The following is a 17,443-nucleotide window of genomic DNA, read 5'->3' as shown; positions in this document are numbered from 1 at the left end:
GGGGAAATTTATAATGAAAAAAATAGCGACCGCCATTGCACTGGCTCTGGGATTAAGTGCAGGTTTTGCCCAGGCCGCAGACGCCATTCCGGCGCAGAAAGTCGATCGGGCCTTACACGACCGTTTACCGGCGGATATTAAAACCGCTGGGAAAATGATCTCGGTAAATAACGGTTCCTTCCCGCCTTATGAGATCGTTGAAGGCCCGACCACCATGACCGGCGCGTCTGCCGATTTAACCGAAGCACTGGCACAACTGCTGGGCATCAAAATCGAACATGCCACGGTAAGTGGTCTGTCAGGCGTGTTGGCTGGCATTAAGTCAGGTCGCTATCAGTTAGCTATTGGCCCGATTGGCGATTATCCGGATCGCCAGGCAAAAAATGACTTTATCGACTTTGTGCAGGAGTTTGTGGTGTTCGCCGTGCAAAAAGGCAACCCGGCACAAATCAACGGCCTCGACGATACCTGTGGTAAGCGGATTGCGGTGATGGCTGCCGGCTCTGCTGAGCAGGTGATCCGCAAACAATCTCAGGTCTGTACAGATGCGGGCAAACCGCCGGTGACCGTCCAGTCATTTACCGACCAGCCTTCCTCGATTCTGGCGGTGCGTTCTAAACGTTCCGATGCCTTCTTCTCTTCTCAGGCCCCGCTGGTGTACTTCGTCGATCAGGCGCACGGCCAGCTGGAGTTAACCGGCCAGGGCAAGAAAAATGGTTTTGGCGATATCTTCCAGGGCACCGTGGTGCCTAAGGATTCTGAACTGGGGAAAGTGGTCCTCGACGGTTATAAAGAACTGTTCGCCAACGGCACCTACGCGGCGATCATGAAAAAGTGGAAGCTGGACGGCAACATGATCAGCGCACCGGGGGTTAACCTGGCGAAAGGGGCGGCGAAATGACAAAAAGCGCCACAGATTCACGAGCCAGGGAAACGGCAGACGTGGAACAGCGCGACGTGGCCTTTGCCCGCAGCGCACCGCGTTATGGACGCCTGGCCTCATGGATTGTGGTGCTGGTGATTGCCGCCAACTTCAGCTGGCTGGTGGCCACTAACCCCAATTTCGAGTGGCACGTGGTGTTGCAGTGGTTTACCGAAGGCTCGGTGCTGAGCGGCTTAAAGGTAACGTTGGGACTGACGGTGGTGTCGATGGTTCTCGGCACCCTGTTGGGTCTGCTGTTAGCGGTCGCCCGGCTGTCGGATAACCCGCTGATGCGCGGCCTTTCCGGTCTGTATATCTGGTTCTTCCGCGGCACGCCGCTGCTGGTGCAGCTGATTTTTTGGTACAACATGTCGACGTTGTTTCCAAAGATCACCCTGGGTATTCCGTTCGATGGCCCGATCTTCGCCAGCTGGAACACCAACGATTTGATCACTCCGTTAACCGCGGCGATTGCCGGGCTGGCACTGAATGAAGCGGCCTATATGGCCGAGATTATTCGTGCCGGGCTGCAGTCGGTGGACAACGGCCAGGTTGAAACCACACAGGCATTTGGCATGAGCCGCGCGCGCGCGTTGCGCCGGATTATCATTCCTCAGGCAATGCGCTCGATCATTCCTCCGACCGGCAATCAGCTGATCAGCATGATTAAAGCCACCTCGCTGGTCAGCGTGATCGCGATGGGCGATCTGCTGTATTCGGTGCAGTCAGTGTATAACCGGACCTTTGAAGTGATCCCGATGCTGATGGTGGCGGTGATCTGGTATCTGTTTATCACCTCGATTCTCAATGTCGGGCAGTCTTTCATTGAGCGATATTACTCGCGCGGCGTGCGTCGCTCGGTCTCAGCGACTAAACGTCGCCAGCCGCCAGCGGACAGTAAAACAACGCCAATGGTTAACCGCCCATTAGTCCGTAAGGAGGATGTATGAGTGAAATGCAGCCGCTGGTTCGGGCACGTAACGTACAGAAAAGTTACGGTGATAATGAAGTGCTGAAAGGCATCGATCTGGATGTGATGCCGGGCGAAGTGGTGGTGATCCTCGGGCCTTCCGGCTCCGGTAAATCGACCTTCCTGCGCTGCATCAATCATCTTGAAGATATGAATGCCGGCTCAATTATGGTGGGCGGCCAGCAGATTGGCTATGAGCTGAAACAGGGGGTTTTACAGCGTCTGTCGGCGCGTAAAATTGACCGCCAGCGCCAGGAGATCGGCATGGTGTTTCAGCAGTTCAATCTTTATCCGCATATGACCGTGCTGCAGAATATTATTGAAGCGCCGATTGGCGTGCACAAAGAGTCACGTGACGCCGCGACGCGCCATGCTAAAGAGCTGCTGGCAACGGTGGGGCTGAGCGACAAAGCAGATGCCTGGCCGCGTCATCTTTCCGGCGGACAACAGCAGCGCGTAGCGATTGCCCGCGCGCTGGCCATTCGTCCCAAGCTGATGCTGTTTGATGAGCCAACGTCGGCATTGGATCCGGAACTGGTTGGCGAGGTGCTGGCCACCATGCGCACCCTTGCCGATCGGGGGTTAACCATGGTGGTGGTGACCCATGAAATCGGCTTTGCCCGCGAGGCGGCCGATCGGGTGGTGTTTATGGATGGGGGCGTGGTGGTTGAACAGGGGCCACCTGAGAAGGTATTGGTGAATCCTGAGCATCCCCGATTCCAGGCTTTCCTCAGCCGGTTTATCTGATATTATCGCGAGAGTATTCTGTACAGAGCACTCTGTTACAGATTGCGGTTGTATTGACCGGCGATCTGCGCGTTAATACACTTTATCGTTATTGGCCTTGTTATTGGTCAGGTTAAAAAAGAAGGTGTGTATGGAAGGTATCAGTATTGCAAAACTGCTGATTATCGGTGCTCTGATCGTGTTGCTGTTCGGAACCAATAAGTTACGTTCTCTCGGTGGCGATCTGGGGTCAGCGATCAAAGGCTTTAAAAAGGCGATGAGCGACGACGACACTTCCGCTAAAAAAGCGCCGGTTGTTGACGAAAAGCCAGCAGAGCAGGTTGTCCACAAAGATTAATCGCCCGCTCAGGCATAAAAAAACGGATGACAGGGTCATCCGTTTTTTGCTTGTGTTGCAATAATGTAAATTATTGTAACGCAGGGCAAGTCACCTCACCCGCCAATTTATTTCACTTCCAGACCTTTCGCCTGCATATCCGCATGATAAGAAGAACGGACGAACGGTCCGCAGGCAGCGTGGGTAAAGCCCATCTCCATCGCCGCATCTTTCATCTCATCAAACTCCGCAGGGCTGACATAGCGCTGAACCGGCAGATGGTGGCGGCTGGGCTGCAGGTACTGACCTAAGGTCAGCATGGTCACGCCGTGGCGACGCAGATCGCGCATCACTTCCACGATTTCAGCGTTGGTTTCACCGAGGCCAACCATCAGCCCGGATTTAGTCGGCACGTCTGGGTGCGCTTCTTTAAAGCGTTCCAGCAGCTTCAGTGACCAGTCGTAGTTAGCGCCAGGGCGCACCTGACGGTAAACACGCGGCACGTTTTCCATGTTGTGGTTAAACACGTCTGGCGGCGTGGCGGTGAGGATTTCCAGCGCGCGATCCATACGGCCACGGAAGTCCGGCACCAGCGTTTCAATCTTGATGGTCGGGTTTTTGGCGCGGATGGCGGTAATGCAGTCGGCAAAGTGCTGAGCACCACCGTCACGCAGGTCATCACGGTCCACAGAGGTGATCACCACGTAGCGTAATCCCATGTCGGCGATGGTCTGCGCCAGTTTCAGCGGCTCATTCTGATCCGGGGCAACCGGACGTCCGTGGGCCACGTCGCAGAACGGGCAGCGGCGGGTACAGATTGCGCCGAGGATCATAAAGGTGGCTGTGCCGTGGTTGAAACATTCTGCAAGGTTAGGGCAGGAAGCCTCTTCACAGACGGAGTGCAGGCCATTTTTACGCATCGCAGCTTTGATGCCCTGGATGCGGCTGGAGTCCGCGGGGAGCTTGATTTTCATCCACTCCGGCTTGCGTAAAATCTCCGTGCGCTCGGTGATCACGGTTTTAACCGGGATAAGCGCCATTTTGTCTGCGTCGCGGTATTTAACACCACGTTCCATCTGAATGGGTTTACTCATAATCTTGCAAGTTCCAGGTTGGCATGCGCGATCCGCATAAAACTCAAATAAGTGATCTTGTGTTCAACTTTTTTTGATAAAGCGCAAAAATTATATCATCTCGGCGCGGCAGTTTCAGCCAGCCAGACCGATTAAATGTGACGTAATTGTAAATCCGCACGGACGGTTACTTTTCCATAAGGTTATCGGCGGCCTGCCAGCGAACGTCAGTGATGTTCAACAGTCTGGCAAAATGCGTGATTAACAGCGGCTGCACATCGGCCAGCGTCACGCCAGCTTTCAACGCGCTAAGCTGCGTCATCTCCAGCCCGGCATAGCCGCAGGGATTGATGCGCAGAAACGGCGTCAAATCCATATCGACATTCAGCGCCAGGCCATGGAACGAGCAGCCGTTACGAATGCGTAAGCCCAGCGAACAGATCTTTTTACCCTGCACATACACACCCGGTGCATCGGCTCTGGCCGCCGCTTCCACGCCAAAATGGGCGAGGGTGGCAATCACCGTATCTTCGAGGGCGGTCACCAGCTGCCTGACGCCAATTTTCCGGCGCTTCAGATTGATCATCACATACATGATTTGCTGGCCGGGTCCGTGATAGGTCACCTGGCCACCGCGATCGCTTTGCATCACCGGAATATCGCCCGGACCCAGCAGATGCTCGGCTTTGCCTGCCTGACCCTGCGTGAAGACCGGAAGATGATCGACCAGCCAGATTTCGTCGGCAGAGTGCTCACCGCGCTGGTCAGTAAAATCATGCATGGCTTGAGAGATGGGGGCCCAGGGCTGTAAGCCCAGCTGGCGGATGAGTAGGGTATCGTGAGGCAAAACGTCAGTCCTGTTGAGAACAGAAGGGCAGTATAACGCTGACAATGAGCAGATCCATGCCCGCTGTCAGCGAGAGTTTTTACAGCACCATGCGGACAATTTCGATTTTGCCCAGCTCGTCATACAGCGTTTCCACTTGCTCAATGTGGGTGGCGGTAATGGTGATCGAGACGGAGTGGTAGTTGCCTTTGCTGCTTGGCTTCACGTCCGGAGAGTAGTCACCCGGCGCATGGCGCTGAACAACTTCAACTACTTGATCAACCAGTTCCGGCTGCGCCAGTCCCATTACTTTGTAAGTAAAAGGAGTTGGGAATTCGAGCAGTTCTTTAAGATTGGTTTTCATAGGGGCTCCGGTAACGCCAAAACAAAGACTCCCGCTGTGCGTAGCGGGAGTCTACAGATAACTCAAATATGGGGTGCATTCACGCCGAAATCAAGGGGGCATTACTGCCCAAATGCTTGCCGGCATGACGGGCTTAGCCAAACCAGTGATGGAACATCAGCTTAATGTAATCGACGATGCGACCGATGAAGCCACCTTCCTGCATATCGTTCAACACTACCAGCGGATGCTGTTCGATGGTTTTGCCATCCAGCTGGAAGTTGATGGTGCCGACAACCTGGTTTTTCGCCAGCGGCGCATGCAGTTCGGTGTTGCTCAGCGTGTAGCTGGCTTTCAGATCTTTCATGCGGCCACGAGGGATGGTCAGGAAGACATCTTTTTCCACACCCAGCTGCACACGGTCACTGGTGCCGAACCATACTGGCTCAGAAGCAAACTCTTTGCCTGCTTTCAGCGGTGCCACGGTTTCAAAGAAACGGAAGCCCCAGGTCAGCAGTTTTTTGCTTTCGGTTTCGCGGCCTTTATAAGTGTGACCACCCATCACGGCGGAGATCAGACGCATCTGGCCTTCGGTGGCCGAGGCAACCAGGTTGTAGCCCGCGGCTTCAGTGTGACCGGTTTTGATGCCGTCAACCTGCAGGCTGGTATCCCATAGCAGACCGTTACGGTTCATCTGGCGGATATTATTGAAGGTGAATTCTTTCTCTTTATACACCGCGTACTCGTCCGGCACGTCACGAATCAGTGCACGGCCAATCAGCGCCATATCACGCGCCGAACTGTACTGGCCATCCGCATCCAGGCCATGAACGGTCTGGAAGTGGGTGTTCTGCAGGCCCAGTGCTTTAACGTAGTTGTTCATCAGACCAACAAACGTATCCTGGCTACCGGCAACATAGTCCGCCATTGCCACACAGGCATCATTACCGGATTGCAGCACGATGCCGCGCGTCAGCTCGGAAACCGCAACGCGATCGCCTGGCTTGAGGAACATCAGGGAAGAGCCTTTAAACACCGGATTACCGGTTGCCCAGGCATCTTTGCCCACGGTAACCATATCATCCTGCTTGATTTTACCGGCTTTGACCGCCTGACCAATCACGTAGCTGGTCATCATTTTGGTCAGGCTGGCTGGGTCACGGCGAGCGTCGGCATTTTTCTCTGCCAGCACTTTGCCTGAGTTGTAGTCGATCAGTACATAGGCTTCCGCATCGATATCCGGCACGCCTGGGATCATTGTTTTAATGTTCACGTCGTCGGCGTGGGCGAAGGAAGTCAGGCTGAGGGCAATCAGCGATCCCGCCGTCAGGCGTTTGATCAGTTTGTAGGAGGTCAGATTGTTCATGTTTAGGACTACAACATCCATCGGCTAAGTTAAAAAAAGTGACTCACTATAGCAAAAGCAGTCCTGCCCGGCACTCGTCTTTACCATGCAGGTTAACAGCACTTTCAGCCTGTTAGCCCGCACTGCATGCCGGTCAGTATGACATTTCGTTAGGGTGCGACGGTAATAAATGAAGTGAGCTTCGCTTCGCTCGATAACCGCTGCTGCAAGGCGCTTGCCTGCTGGCGAGAGGTGAAGCGGCCCAGCTGAACCCGGTAAACATTGCCGTGGCTGTCAACCGCGCCCGGCACACCAAACTGTTTGCTCAGGGAATTCATCCAGGTTTTGGCTTTGGCTGCATCGCCAACGGCGCCGACCTGCACCACATAGGTGGTGCCTGAAGCGGCAGGGCGGCTGGCAGCTACCGCTGCGGGTGCCGCGACGACGGCGGCAGCGGCTGGCGCAGCAACCGGCGCGGCGACCGGCTCACTGCCTTCCAGCACGCCAGAACGTAACGGCTGCGCGGCACCTAGAAATCCACTGCTGCGTACCGGTGCGCCCAGGCTGTCATCACTGTTGACGTTGGCGTTATCAATTGGACGCGACTCTGGCGCCTGCTGCTGGCTGGCCGCCGGTTGTGACGCGGCACTGGCGGCGGCATCGCCCCCCATCGTGGTCATCCCGCCGCCCAGGGTGGTCATCCCACCCGCGATATCAGGACGGGCGGGCAGGGCATAGCTTTGTTTGGCCACGGTGGTGCCAATGGTGCCTGGACCCGAGAGCGTGCCATCCGGCGCGACCTTGATGTAATCGATTTTAACTTTGGTGTTATTCGAGATATTCAGGCGATCGCCCGCGGCTCGGGACAGATCGATAACCCGGCCTGGCGTGTAAGGACCGCGATCGTTAACGCGCACCACCAGCTGGCGACCATTGGCCAGGTTAGTGACGCGCACGTAACTAGGCAGCGGTAACGTCGGGTGAGCCGCGGTAAGCGCATCAGGATCGAACTGCTCGCCGGTTGCGGTGCGGTTGCTGCCCGCCTCATCGCCATACCAGGCGGCCAGGCCGGTTTCGCTGAAATTAGACGGATCTTTGACGATTTTGTAAGTCTTGCCATTCACCGTGTAGTCCTGGCTGGTGCCGGGATTCTGCGGTTCATAACGGGGTTCGGCACCGCCAATTTCCACCACCGGACCATTGTAGGCCGGTTGCTGCGGTGCGGGTGCCTGCTGCTGTTCATCGGTTGCACAGGCTGCCAGCAATACTGAAGCCAGACCAATCCAAAGCCAATCCTTACGCATGTTTACGCCTCTTAAACGCTCTTAGACAACAGTTTTCGGTGGGTGTGAATCGACATAATAATGCCAAACCCGGCCATCAGCACGATCAGGGCCGAACCGCCATAGCTGACTAACGGCAATGGAACCCCAACCACCGGGAGAATGCCGCTAACCATACCAATATTAACGAAAACATACACAAAGAAGATCAGCATTAAGCCACCGGCCATTACCCGACCAAAGGTGGTTTGCGCCCGCGCCGCCATCATCAGGCCACGCATAATCACCAGAATGTAGAGTACCAGCAGCACCAGGACGCCGACCAGGCCTAATTCTTCGGCCAGAACCGCAAAAATAAAGTCGGTGTGGCGTTCGGGTAAAAATTCCAGCTGTGACTGGGTGCCATGCAGCCAGCCTTTGCCGCGTAGCCCGCCTGAACCAATGGCAATCTTGGACTGAATGATGTGGTAACCCGCGCCAAGCGGGTCGCTCTCCGGATCCAGAAGCATCATGACGCGGTCGCGCTGATAATCATGCATCAGGAAGAACCACAGCACCGGCACGAAGGCCGCCACCATCAGCAGTGCCACCGCAATCAGTTTCCAGCTCATCCCGGAAAGGAACAGAACAAACAGGCCGGAGGCGGCAATCAGAATTGAGGTTCCCAGATCCGGCTGCGCGGCGACCAGCAGCGTAGGCATAAAGATCAGCACCAGCGCGATAGCGGTGTTTTTCAGCGTCGGCGGACAGACATCGCGGTTAATAAAGCGCGCCACCATTAGCGGCACGGCGATTTTGGCAATCTCTGAGGGCTGGAAGCGCACAAAGCCCAGATCCAGCCAACGCTGCGCACCTTTACTGATGTGGCCAAACGCATCCACGGCGACCAGCAGGATCACCGTAATGATATACAGATAGGGTGCCCAACCTTCGTAAACCCGCGGGGGGATCTGCGCCATCACCAGCATGATCACCACACCCATGGCGATCTGGCCGATTTTACGTTCCATCATGCCCGGATCCTGGCCACTGGCGCTCCAGATCACTAAGGCGCTGTAAACCAGCAGGGCAAAAATCAGAATAAAGAATGTCGGATCGACATGAATTCGGGTCCAGATGGTGCGTTTATGGTGACGATCGTTCATGTCTATTCACCCTCATAACCGGGCGGCACGGGGGCAGCGTCCGGCAGGTTGGTATTGTTATCACCAAGCATAATATGGTCCAAAATCTGGCGCATGATAGTCCCTACGGCCGGGCCTGCGCCGCCATTCTCCAAAATCATGGTGACGGCCACACGCGGCTTGTCATACGGAGCAAAGGCGGTCATCAGCTTGTGGTCTCGCAGGTGTTCAGCGATTTTATGCGCATTGTAAGTTTCGTTGGCTTTCAGGCCATAGACCTGAGCCGTACCGGATTTGGCGGCAATCTTGTAAGGTGCGTCAGAAAAGCTTTTTCTGGCCGTGCCGTTAGGCCGGTTTGCAACACCGTACATGCCGTCTTTGGCGATTTCCCAATAGCCTGAGTGAATATCCGCAATCGGTGGTGAGTCGGGCTGACGATAAGGCACCCGCACATTATTCACCACGTTGGACTGCATCAGGTGCGGTGTTTTCACGATGCCGTCGTTAATCAGGGTCATCATCGCTTTGTTCATTTGCACCGGCGTGGCGGTCCAGTAACCCTGGCCAATCCCCACCGGAATGGTGTCACCCTGATACCACGGCTTTTTAAAGCGCTTCTGTTTCCATTCGCGGGTAGGCATATTACCCGGCGTTTCTTCCACCAGGTCAATACCGGTCAGGTGCCCGTAGCCAAACTTGTTCATCCATTCGCCGAGGCGATCGATACCCATATCGTAAGCCACCTGATAGAAAAAGGTATCCGCAGACTCTTCCAGGGATTTGGTGACGTTCAGGCGGCCGTGGCCCCAATGCTTCCAGTCACGAAAGCGCTTTTCGGAGCCCGGCAGCTGCCACCAACCTGGGTCAAACAGGCTGGTGTTTTTGTTGATCACGCCAGCGGTCAGCGCTGAGACGGCAATATAGGGTTTCACCGTTGATGCCGGCGGATAGGCGCCCTGCGTCGCACGGTTAATCAGCGGCCGGTTGGGGTCATTCAACAGCATGTTGTAATCGGTGCTGCTGATGCCATCAACGAACAGATTGGGATCGTAGCTGGGCATCGACACCATCGCCAGAATGTCACCGTTGCGCGGATCGGTCACCACCACTGCGGCACGACTGCCCGCCAGCAGCGTCTCAATATATTGCTGCAGCTTCAGGTCGATGGTCAGGTAGATATCCTGGCCGGCCTGAGGTGACTGTTCATGAAGCTGACGGATCACCCGGCCACGGTTGTTGACTTCGACTTCTTCGTAGCCGGTTTTGCCGTGCAGCATCTCTTCGTAATAACGTTCGATGCCCAGCTTGCCGATATCATGCGTGGCGGCATAATTGGGCCACTTACCTTCATTATCCAGCCGCTCGACATCACGATCGTTAATTTTGGATACATAGCCCAACACGTGAGTCAGCGCAGAGTTGTACGGGTAATAGCGGCGTTGATAGCCTTTCACTTCCACGCCGGGGAAAGCATATTGATTGACGGCGAAGCGGGCGACCTGCACATCGTTCAGGCCAGTTTTAACCGCGATGGAGGTAAAGCGGCGTGAGCGCTTACGCTCTTTTTCAAAGGCGACAAGGTCTTCGTCACTTAAGTCGACAATGGGGCGCAGAGCAAGCAGGGTTTTTTCAAGGTCATCGACCTTTTCGGGCACCAGCTCAATCTGATAAATCGTGCGGTTGAGCGCAAGGGGCAGGCCGTTACGATCAAAAATAATGCCGCGGCTGGGCGCGACGGGCACCAGTTTGATGCGGTTTTCGTTTGAGCGGGTACTGTAATCGGTGTAGCGGATAATTTGCAGGTGGTACAGATTGACCACCAGGATACCGGAAAGCACGATAATGCCGATAAAGGCGATCAGCGCCCGACGAACAAAGAGAGACTGTTCGGCAGTGTAGTCACGAAAAGAGTTACGTTGTAATTTCATCCGCTGTTTCAGTGTATCCGGTTGATCCTATGGCCTATTCCCGATGGTAAGGGTGATTTGCTGTGATGCTCCATGCACGATACAAACTCTCCGCAACCAGCACCCGTACCAGCGGATGGGGCAGGGTCAGCGCGGAAAGAGACCAGCTTTGCTCAGCGGCAGCTTTGCAGGCTGGCGACAGACCTTCCGGTCCACCAATCAGCAGGCTGACATCACGGCCATCCAGCTTCCAACGTTCAAGCTGAGTGGCTAAATGGGGCGTTTCCCACGGCTGCCCTGGAATATCCAGGGTAACAATGCGGTTCCCTTTGCCAGTCGCAGCCAGCATCATTTCGCCCTCTTTTTCAAGAATGCGTTTGATGTCGGCATTTTTGCCGCGCTTGCCAGCCTGAACTTCAGTCAGTTCCAGCGGCATATCTTTAGGAAAACGACGCAAATACTCCAGAAACCCGGTTTGCACCCAATCCGGCATTTTTGTGCCGACGGCAACCAACTGCAATTTCACAGCTTAGTTCCAGAGTTTTTCGAGTTCGTAAAGCTGGCGGCTCTCTTCCTGCATGACGTGAACAATCACTTCACCCAGATCGACAACAACCCAGTCAGCGGCAGCTTTACCTGCAACGGCAAAGGTTTCTACGCCAGCAGCACGAGATTCCTGAACCACGTGGTCAGCAATCGACGCCACATGACGCGTTGAAGTGCCGGTGCAGATAATCATGCAATCGGTGATACTTGATTTGCCCTGGACATCTACAGCAACAATGTCCTGGCCTTTTAAATCGTCTAATTTATCAATGACGAAGTCTTGGAGTGCTTTACCTTGCAAAAGGTTCCCCTTGGGTTTTGAGTCGGAGCGGTTGTGCTGCGCCGGCGGCGTGGCTAACCGAAAAAAGATGTTCCCGGATTGCTCCAGAAAATTTAGCGGCGAAGTATACCACGTGCTCAGGGCTTGCGATATAAACCTGCAGCAAGGATGTAGGCCGAAACTGCCGGAGGGATCAGATCGTCACACGATTGCCCGCTGTGCAATCGATCGCGTATTTCTGTCGCAGAGATTGAGACCAGCGGCGTGTCTGCCAGAAAAATCCTGCCGCAGGGATGCTGATGCAGTGTTTCTGCCTGGCGGGTTTGATGCTGTTCCAGCCAGCGCTGTAACGCCGGGGTTTCCATGGTGCTGTCATAACCCGGACGTTTACAGACCAGCAAATGGCACAGGCTAAGCAGTTCTTCCCAGCGATGCCACTTGTGTAAGGTTAGCAAAGAATCCTGGCCAATGATAAACGCCAGCGGCTGTTTGTCGCCCCGCTCAGCACGCAACTCCGTAAGCGTCTCAAAAGTGAAAGAAGGCGTATCGCGCTGCATTTCACGCCGATCCAGGTCGAACAACGGCAGGTTGGCAATCGCCAGCCTCACCATTTCCACCCGCTGTGACGGGCTGGCCTCAGGCTGCGGGCGATGAGGCGGCACGTTATTCGGCAATAACGTCACCTTTTTCAGCCCGACCTGCGCGGCCAAAACCTCAACCGGCTTCAGATGGCCAAAATGGATCGGATCAAAGGTGCCGCCGAACAGCGCTTCCAGCGTGTGGGATTCAGACATCGCAGAAATGCTCAGGGAAACCGCGCTGGCAAATCAGCAACGACAGCGTTTCAAGATCGGACCAGACCGACTGACCATAATCCTGCTTGAGCGTCAGCTCAATGCGCGTCAGCAGATGGATCGCCTGACTCAGCTGCCGTGCAGAAAGACGTTGCAGCGCTTCGCTGAACAGTGGACGGCGGTTTTGCCAGACGCGATGCTGGTCAAACAGCGTTCTGATCGGTGTTTTCACCCTCTGGCGTTGTAAGGTCAGTAGCATCATCAGCTCTCTTTGCACGGTGCGCAATAAGATCACCGGCTCGCTCTCTTCTGCCTGCATCTGACGCAAAATATGCTGAGCACGTTTACTTTTGCCAGCCAACAGGGCATCCACCCAGTGGAACGGCGTAAAGTGCGCCGCATCGTTAACGGCCTGCTCAACCCTTGGCAGGGTCAGCTTTCCGTCTGGCCAGAGCAGCGACAGCCGTTCCAGCGCCTGGGCCAGCGCCAGCAGATTCCCTTCATAACAGTAGCAAAGCAGCTGAACAGCCGCATCGTCCACGCTCAGCTTGAGGCTTTTGGCACGCGCGATCACCCAGCGAGGCAACTGCGCCTGCTCAGGTGTCTGGCAGGGCACGATCACCGCATTGGCGCTCAGCGCTTTAAACCAGGCACTGTTTTCCTGCGCTTTAGTCAGTTTCGACGCCCGCAATATCAGCAGAATATCGGTATGGAGCAGTGAGGAGAGGGTAACAAGCTGTTCCGCCATCGCCGCGTTGGGACCATTTTCAGGAAGCGTTAGCAGCAGCGTTTGCCGGCTGGCAAACAGGCTTAGGGCCTGGCAGGTCGAGAAGATTGCATCCCAGTCAGTATGGGCATCAATGACCACGCTGAAGTGCTCGGTAAATTCCTGCTTTTGCGCAGCAGCCCGCACCGCATCCTGAGATTCCTGTAACAGAAGCGGTTCGTTACCGGCCAGAATGTAACAAGCGCGCAGCCCCTCATGGAGCTGCGCGCTGAGTTGCTCAGGGTAAATCCTGATCATCTTGCCAGAGAGCTGTCTGTCAGGCCGGATGCAGGATTGGTCTGATCGATGGCTTCAGGCGTGCTGTCCAGCGTATTGATGGAAGGATCGTCCTCTGCCGCATGTACCGTCAGTAACTTACGCACCAGCTGTTGAGCCGCCTGGGTACGCATTTCACTCACGATAATATTTTGCTCGGAGTCCTTCGCCAGTGCCGCCAGCGGGTTATCAAAGAATGAACGATACACGGTCGCGCTGATGGGATAGATGCCTTTATTCGGCACCAGCACCTGCGCATTAACGGTCATGTACATCGAGTACTCGGCCGTTTTACCGTCCTGGAAGATGGAGGCCGTGTCACGACCCTGAACCTCACCCATCAGACGCAGGGAAGGAACGGTTTTGTGCAGCGTCCCTTTGCTCATCGCCGTGGTGTTGCTGTCATCCAGCACCGTCACGTTATTCAGGCGCAGCTCTTCACGTACGGTACGCGTCAGCGGACCATAAGGATCGGAGGTGTCCAGAATCATCGTTTTCATTTCTTTCGGGACCGACGTGGTCCCGCGAAGATGAAAGCCACAACCTGCGGTGATTAACACCGCAAGACCCAGCATCACACATAAAATCGGATGTCGCACAATTCCTCCTGACATCAACCCACGACCAGGTTAAGCAATTTGCCCGGTACGTAAATCTCTTTACGAATGGTGGTGCCATCGACGTACTTGGCAACCAGATGCTCCTGCAACGCACGAGCCTTAACCTGTTCCGCAGTGGCATCAGCCGGAACGGTGATTTTGCCACGCACTTTACCATTAACCTGCACCACCACCAGCAGAGAATCTTCCACCATGGCCTCTTCATCTGCCTGCGGCCATGGTGCGTTGTCGACGTCGCCTTCGCCACCCAGCGCCTGCCACAATGAGAAGCAGGCATGCGGGGTAAACGGATACAGCAGACGCACCACGGATTGCAGCGCTTCCTGCATCAGTGCACGGTCCTGCTCGCTTTCCTGCGGGGCACGGGCCAGCTTGTTCATCAGCTCCATAATCGCCGCAATGGCAGTGTTGAAGGTCTGACGACGGCCGATGTCGTCGGATACTTTGGCGATGGTTTTATGCAGCTCGCGACGCAGCGATTTTTGATCGTCGTTGAGGCTGGCGATATCCAGTGCAACGGTCGGTCCTTTTTCGCTGTGTTCGAAGGCCAGTCGCCAGACGCGTTTCAGGAAGCGGTTAGCGCCTTCCACACCAGATTCCTGCCATTCGAGGGTCATTTCTGCCGGCGAAGCGAACATCATAAACAGACGCACGGTATCGGCACCGTAGCGCTCAACCATCACCTGTGGGTCAATGCCGTTGTTTTTCGACTTCGACATTTTGCTCATACCGGCGTAAACCAGCTCACGGCCGGTTGCATCGGTAGCTTTGGTCACGCGGCCTTTCTCATCACGCTCAAGGGTCACGTCTACCGGGGAAACCCAGTTACGCTCACCGCTGGCACCAAGATAGTAGAAGGCATCAGCCAGAACCATGCCCTGGCAAAGCAGGCGTTTGGCTGGCTCATTGGAGGTCACCAGGCCAGCATCACGCAGCAGCTTATGGAAGAAGCGGAAGTAGAGCAGGTGCATGATGGCGTGTTCGATACCGCCGACATACTGATCGACCGGCAACCAGTAGTTAGCCGCAGCCGGGTCCAGCATGCCTTTGTCATAGTCCGGGCAGGTATAGCGCGCGTAGTACCAGGAAGACTCCATAAAGGTGTCAAAGGTGTCGGTTTCGCGCAGCGCAGGCTGACCGTTGACGGTGGTTTTTGCCCACTCAGGATCGGCTTTGATTGGGCTGGTGATCCCGTCCATTACCACGTCTTCCGGCAGGATAACCGGCAGCTGATCTTCTGGCGTCGGCATCACGGTGCCGTCTTCCAGGGTCACCATTGGGATCGGTGCGCCCCAGTAACGCTGGCGTGAAACACCCCAATCGCGCAGACGGTAGTTAACTTTACGCTCGCCAACGCCTTTGGCCGCCAGCTTCTCAGCAATGGCGTTAAAGCCTGCTTCGTAAGACAGACCGTCAAACTCGCCTGAGTTAAACAGCGTGCCTTTATCGGTCATGGCCGCGTCGGTCAGATCCGGCTCGCTTCCGTCAGCATGAAGGATCACTGGCTTGATAGTAAGGTTGTACTTGGTGGCGAACTCCCAGTCACGCTGGTCGTGGCCAGGAACGGCCATCACCGCACCGGTACCGTATTCCATCAGCACAAAGTTGGCGACCCAGACCGGCACTTTCTCGCCAGACAGTGGGTGCACGGCAAATTTGCCGGTGGCCATGCCTTTTTTCTCCATGGTCGCCATTTCCGCTTCGGCAACCTTGGTATTACGGCATTCGGCAATAAAGTCGGCCAGCGCAGGATTCGACGCGGCGGCCTGCGCAGCCAGCGGATGGCCCGCTGCCACGGCCAGATAGGTCACACCCATAAAGGTGTCTGGACGGGTGGTATAAACGCTCAGTTTTTCGGTGCTTTCTGCCACGTCAAAGGTGATTTCCACCCCTTCAGAACGGCCGATCCAGTTACGCTGCATGGTTTTAACCTGCTCAGGCCAGCTTTCCAGCGTGTCCAGGTCATTTAACAGTTCATCAGCGTAATCGGTGATTTTAACAAACCACTGTGGGATCTCTTTGCGTTCAACTTTGGTATCGCAGCGCCAGCAACAACCGTCAATAACCTGTTCATTAGCCAGCACGGTCTGGTCGGTTGGGCACCAGTTAACTGCCGAGGTTTTCTTATAGACCAGGCCTTTTTCGTACAGCTTGGTGAAGAACCACTGTTCCCAGCGATAGTACTCAGGCTGACAGGTGGCCAGTTCACGGTTCCAGTCATAGCCGAAGCCCAGCAATTTCAGCTGGTTCTTCATGTAGGCAATGTTGTCGTAGGTCCATGGCGCCGGTGCGGTGTTGTTTTTTACCGCTGCGCCTTCTGCAGGCAGGCCAAATGCATCCCAGCCGATCGGCTGCAGGACGTTTTTGCCCAGCATACGCTGGTAGCGGGAGATCACATCACCGATGGTGTAGTTACGAACGTGGCCCATATGTAGGCGGCCAGAAGGATAGGGCAGCATGGAGAGGCAGTAGTACTTCTCTTTACCTTCCTCTTCGGTCACTTTGAACGTTTGCTTCTCATCCCAGTGCTGTTGGACGTGGGATTCTATCTCTTCCGGGCGGTATTGCTCTTGCATGGCAGCCAGTGGTCCTTTGTAAACTTTATGAGTTCGTTCAGATCCGCATAGCATAGCTGATCCGCCCCCGCAGCAACAACAGTAACCGCCCTGACAAACGGCATTTCTCTACAAGCTGGAAGAGAGCAGGCATTTTTGACAGCGGGTTGGGTGCATTTTTTTGATCGACGCTAGAATTACTACATAACGTATTGGAACGTTTAGGAGAAAAAATGAACAAGGTTGCTCAGTACTATCGGGAACTGGTCTCTTCTCTGACCGAAAGGATCAACCGGGGAGAGCATGATATTGATGCTCTTGTGGAGAGTGCCCGACAACGGATGAACAATCGCGGTGAATTGACCCGCAGCCAGATCGAGGATGTCACCCGAGCCGTGCGCAGGGATTTAGAAGAGTTTGCCCGCAGCTATACCGAGAATCAGGATGATGCAGGGGATAGCGTGTTTATGCGCATTATTCGCGAAAGCGTGTGGAAAGAGCTGGCCGATATCACCGATAAAAGTCAGTTAGAGTGGCGCGAAGTTTTTCAGGACCTGAATCATCATGGCGTTTATCAAAGCGGTGAGGTGGTGGGACTGGGGAATTTAGTTTGTGAGAAATGTCAGTTTACCCGGGCGATTTACACTCCTGAAACGCTGACCCGCTGTCCTGAATGCGGTAACGATCAGTTCCAGCGACAACCTTTTGAACCGTAGAAATCGGGGCGGAAGGTTCCGCCCCGCTATGCTG

Annotated in this window: 18 protein-coding genes; 5 read left to right on the top strand and 13 right to left on the bottom strand. The window is 55.1% G+C overall.

Going from position 1 to position 17,443, the window contains the following annotated elements; all coding sequences use genetic code 11:
• Positions 1-13 precede the first annotated feature (13 nt).
• From AC1UKS_RS15620 to tatE, 4 genes are all read left to right on the top strand, one after another.
• Positions 14-901 carry an ABC transporter substrate-binding protein gene (locus AC1UKS_RS15620; protein WP_482434384.1) on the top strand — a complete coding sequence of 296 codons (888 nt, stop codon included), beginning with the start codon at positions 14-16 and terminating at the stop codon, positions 899-901.
• Positions 898-1,872, top strand: a complete 975-nt coding sequence (locus AC1UKS_RS15615) for an amino acid ABC transporter permease (RefSeq protein WP_482434382.1) — start codon at positions 898-900, stop codon at positions 1,870-1,872. Before AC1UKS_RS15620 ends, AC1UKS_RS15615 begins: the two co-directional genes overlap by 4 nt.
• On the top strand, positions 1,869-2,639 hold the full coding sequence (locus AC1UKS_RS15610; protein ID WP_265911717.1) for an amino acid ABC transporter ATP-binding protein: 771 nt from the start codon (positions 1,869-1,871) through the stop codon (positions 2,637-2,639). The genes AC1UKS_RS15615 and AC1UKS_RS15610 overlap by 4 nt, the downstream gene beginning before the upstream one ends.
• Before the next feature lie 130 nt (positions 2,640-2,769).
• Complete coding sequence (gene tatE / locus AC1UKS_RS15605; RefSeq protein WP_013201266.1) at positions 2,770-2,976, top strand: twin-arginine translocase subunit TatE; 207 nt, start codon at positions 2,770-2,772, stop codon at positions 2,974-2,976.
• Positions 2,977-3,083: 107 nt separating this feature from the next.
• Here the strand turns inward: tatE and lipA are convergent, their stop codons facing one another.
• The 13 genes from lipA to leuS all read right to left on the bottom strand — a co-directional run bounded on the left by lipA (position 3,084) and on the right by leuS (position 16,714).
• Positions 3,084-4,049 (bottom strand): lipoyl synthase, encoded by a 966-nt coding sequence (gene lipA / locus AC1UKS_RS15600; RefSeq protein ID WP_013201267.1) that lies wholly within the window; start codon positions 4,047-4,049, stop codon positions 3,084-3,086.
• Between the two features lie 166 nt (positions 4,050-4,215).
• On the bottom strand, positions 4,216-4,875 hold the full coding sequence (lipB, locus tag AC1UKS_RS15595) for a lipoyl(octanoyl) transferase LipB (protein WP_482434380.1): 660 nt from the start codon (positions 4,873-4,875) through the stop codon (positions 4,216-4,218).
• A 79-nt stretch (positions 4,876-4,954) separates the two neighbouring features.
• Positions 4,955-5,218 carry a DUF493 family protein YbeD gene (ybeD, locus tag AC1UKS_RS15590; protein ID WP_013201269.1) on the bottom strand — a complete coding sequence of 88 codons (264 nt, stop codon included), beginning with the start codon at positions 5,216-5,218 and terminating at the stop codon, positions 4,955-4,957.
• A gap of 133 nt (positions 5,219-5,351) precedes the next feature.
• Positions 5,352-6,563, bottom strand: a complete 1,212-nt coding sequence (gene dacA / locus AC1UKS_RS15585) for a D-alanyl-D-alanine carboxypeptidase DacA (protein ID WP_013201270.1) — start codon at positions 6,561-6,563, stop codon at positions 5,352-5,354.
• Between the two features lie 149 nt (positions 6,564-6,712).
• On the bottom strand, positions 6,713-7,846 hold the full coding sequence (gene rlpA / locus AC1UKS_RS15580) for an endolytic peptidoglycan transglycosylase RlpA (protein ID WP_482434377.1): 1,134 nt from the start codon (positions 7,844-7,846) through the stop codon (positions 6,713-6,715).
• 11 nt (positions 7,847-7,857) lie between these two features.
• Entirely contained in the window at positions 7,858-8,970 is a 1,113-nt protein-coding gene (mrdB, locus tag AC1UKS_RS15575; protein ID WP_482434376.1) for a peptidoglycan glycosyltransferase MrdB, read from the bottom strand.
• Positions 8,971-8,972: 2 nt separating this feature from the next.
• Positions 8,973-10,877, bottom strand: a complete 1,905-nt coding sequence (mrdA, locus tag AC1UKS_RS15570) for a peptidoglycan DD-transpeptidase MrdA (RefSeq protein ID WP_013201273.1) — start codon at positions 10,875-10,877, stop codon at positions 8,973-8,975.
• A gap of 34 nt (positions 10,878-10,911) precedes the next feature.
• Positions 10,912-11,382 carry a 23S rRNA (pseudouridine(1915)-N(3))-methyltransferase RlmH gene (rlmH, locus tag AC1UKS_RS15565; protein ID WP_013201274.1) on the bottom strand — a complete coding sequence of 157 codons (471 nt, stop codon included), beginning with the start codon at positions 11,380-11,382 and terminating at the stop codon, positions 10,912-10,914.
• A 3-nt stretch (positions 11,383-11,385) separates the two neighbouring features.
• Entirely contained in the window at positions 11,386-11,703 is a 318-nt protein-coding gene (gene rsfS / locus AC1UKS_RS15560) for a ribosome silencing factor (RefSeq protein WP_041691943.1), read from the bottom strand.
• Between the two features lie 116 nt (positions 11,704-11,819).
• Complete coding sequence (nadD, locus tag AC1UKS_RS15555) at positions 11,820-12,476, bottom strand: nicotinate-nucleotide adenylyltransferase (RefSeq protein ID WP_482434374.1); 657 nt, start codon at positions 12,474-12,476, stop codon at positions 11,820-11,822.
• Entirely contained in the window at positions 12,469-13,500 is a 1,032-nt protein-coding gene (gene holA / locus AC1UKS_RS15550; protein WP_482434373.1) for a DNA polymerase III subunit delta, read from the bottom strand. Before holA ends, nadD begins: the two co-directional genes overlap by 8 nt.
• Positions 13,497-14,117, bottom strand: coding sequence for an LPS assembly lipoprotein LptE (gene lptE / locus AC1UKS_RS15545; RefSeq protein WP_482434371.1), 621 nt, complete (start codon positions 14,115-14,117; stop codon positions 13,497-13,499). Before lptE ends, holA begins: the two co-directional genes overlap by 4 nt.
• Before the next feature lie 14 nt (positions 14,118-14,131).
• Complete coding sequence (leuS, locus tag AC1UKS_RS15540; protein ID WP_265911723.1) at positions 14,132-16,714, bottom strand: leucine--tRNA ligase; 2,583 nt, start codon at positions 16,712-16,714, stop codon at positions 14,132-14,134.
• A gap of 212 nt (positions 16,715-16,926) precedes the next feature.
• On the opposite strand from leuS, the gene AC1UKS_RS15535 reads away from it, so the two are divergent.
• Entirely contained in the window at positions 16,927-17,409 is a 483-nt protein-coding gene (locus tag AC1UKS_RS15535) for a zinc ribbon-containing protein (protein ID WP_013201280.1), read from the top strand.
• The last annotated feature ends 34 nt before the right edge of the window (positions 17,410-17,443 follow it).

The organism is Erwinia sp. AK-PDG3-5 (genome assembly GCF_056821705.1).
The sequence above is the reverse complement of the archived record's forward strand: the minus strand, read 5'-3'. Positions and strand labels throughout refer to the sequence as shown.

What these genes read in the sequence shown, in the direction of transcription:
- holA (WP_482434373.1), bottom strand. Translation starts at nt 13,500, where the DNA reads ATGATCAGGATTTACCCTGAGCAACTCAGCGCGCAGCTCCATGAGGGG.
- leuS (WP_265911723.1), bottom strand. Translation starts at nt 16,714, where the DNA reads ATGCAAGAGCAATACCGCCCGGAAGAGATAGAATCCCACGTCCAACAG.
- AC1UKS_RS15610 (WP_265911717.1), top strand. Translation starts at nt 1,869, where the DNA reads ATGAGTGAAATGCAGCCGCTGGTTCGGGCACGTAACGTACAGAAAAGT.
- AC1UKS_RS15620 (WP_482434384.1), top strand. Translation starts at nt 14, where the DNA reads ATGAAAAAAATAGCGACCGCCATTGCACTGGCTCTGGGATTAAGTGCA.
- mrdB (WP_482434376.1), bottom strand. Translation starts at nt 8,970, where the DNA reads ATGAACGATCGTCACCATAAACGCACCATCTGGACCCGAATTCATGTC.
- rlpA (WP_482434377.1), bottom strand. Translation starts at nt 7,846, where the DNA reads ATGCGTAAGGATTGGCTTTGGATTGGTCTGGCTTCAGTATTGCTGGCA.
- AC1UKS_RS15615 (WP_482434382.1), top strand. Translation starts at nt 898, where the DNA reads ATGACAAAAAGCGCCACAGATTCACGAGCCAGGGAAACGGCAGACGTG.
- dacA (WP_013201270.1), bottom strand. Translation starts at nt 6,563, where the DNA reads ATGAACAATCTGACCTCCTACAAACTGATCAAACGCCTGACGGCGGGA.
- lipA (WP_013201267.1), bottom strand. Translation starts at nt 4,049, where the DNA reads ATGAGTAAACCCATTCAGATGGAACGTGGTGTTAAATACCGCGACGCA.
- nadD (WP_482434374.1), bottom strand. Translation starts at nt 12,476, where the DNA reads ATGTCTGAATCCCACACGCTGGAAGCGCTGTTCGGCGGCACCTTTGAT.
- AC1UKS_RS15535 (WP_013201280.1), top strand. Translation starts at nt 16,927, where the DNA reads ATGAACAAGGTTGCTCAGTACTATCGGGAACTGGTCTCTTCTCTGACC.
- mrdA (WP_013201273.1), bottom strand. Translation starts at nt 10,877, where the DNA reads ATGAAATTACAACGTAACTCTTTTCGTGACTACACTGCCGAACAGTCT.
- tatE (WP_013201266.1), top strand. Translation starts at nt 2,770, where the DNA reads ATGGAAGGTATCAGTATTGCAAAACTGCTGATTATCGGTGCTCTGATC.
- ybeD (WP_013201269.1), bottom strand. Translation starts at nt 5,218, where the DNA reads ATGAAAACCAATCTTAAAGAACTGCTCGAATTCCCAACTCCTTTTACT.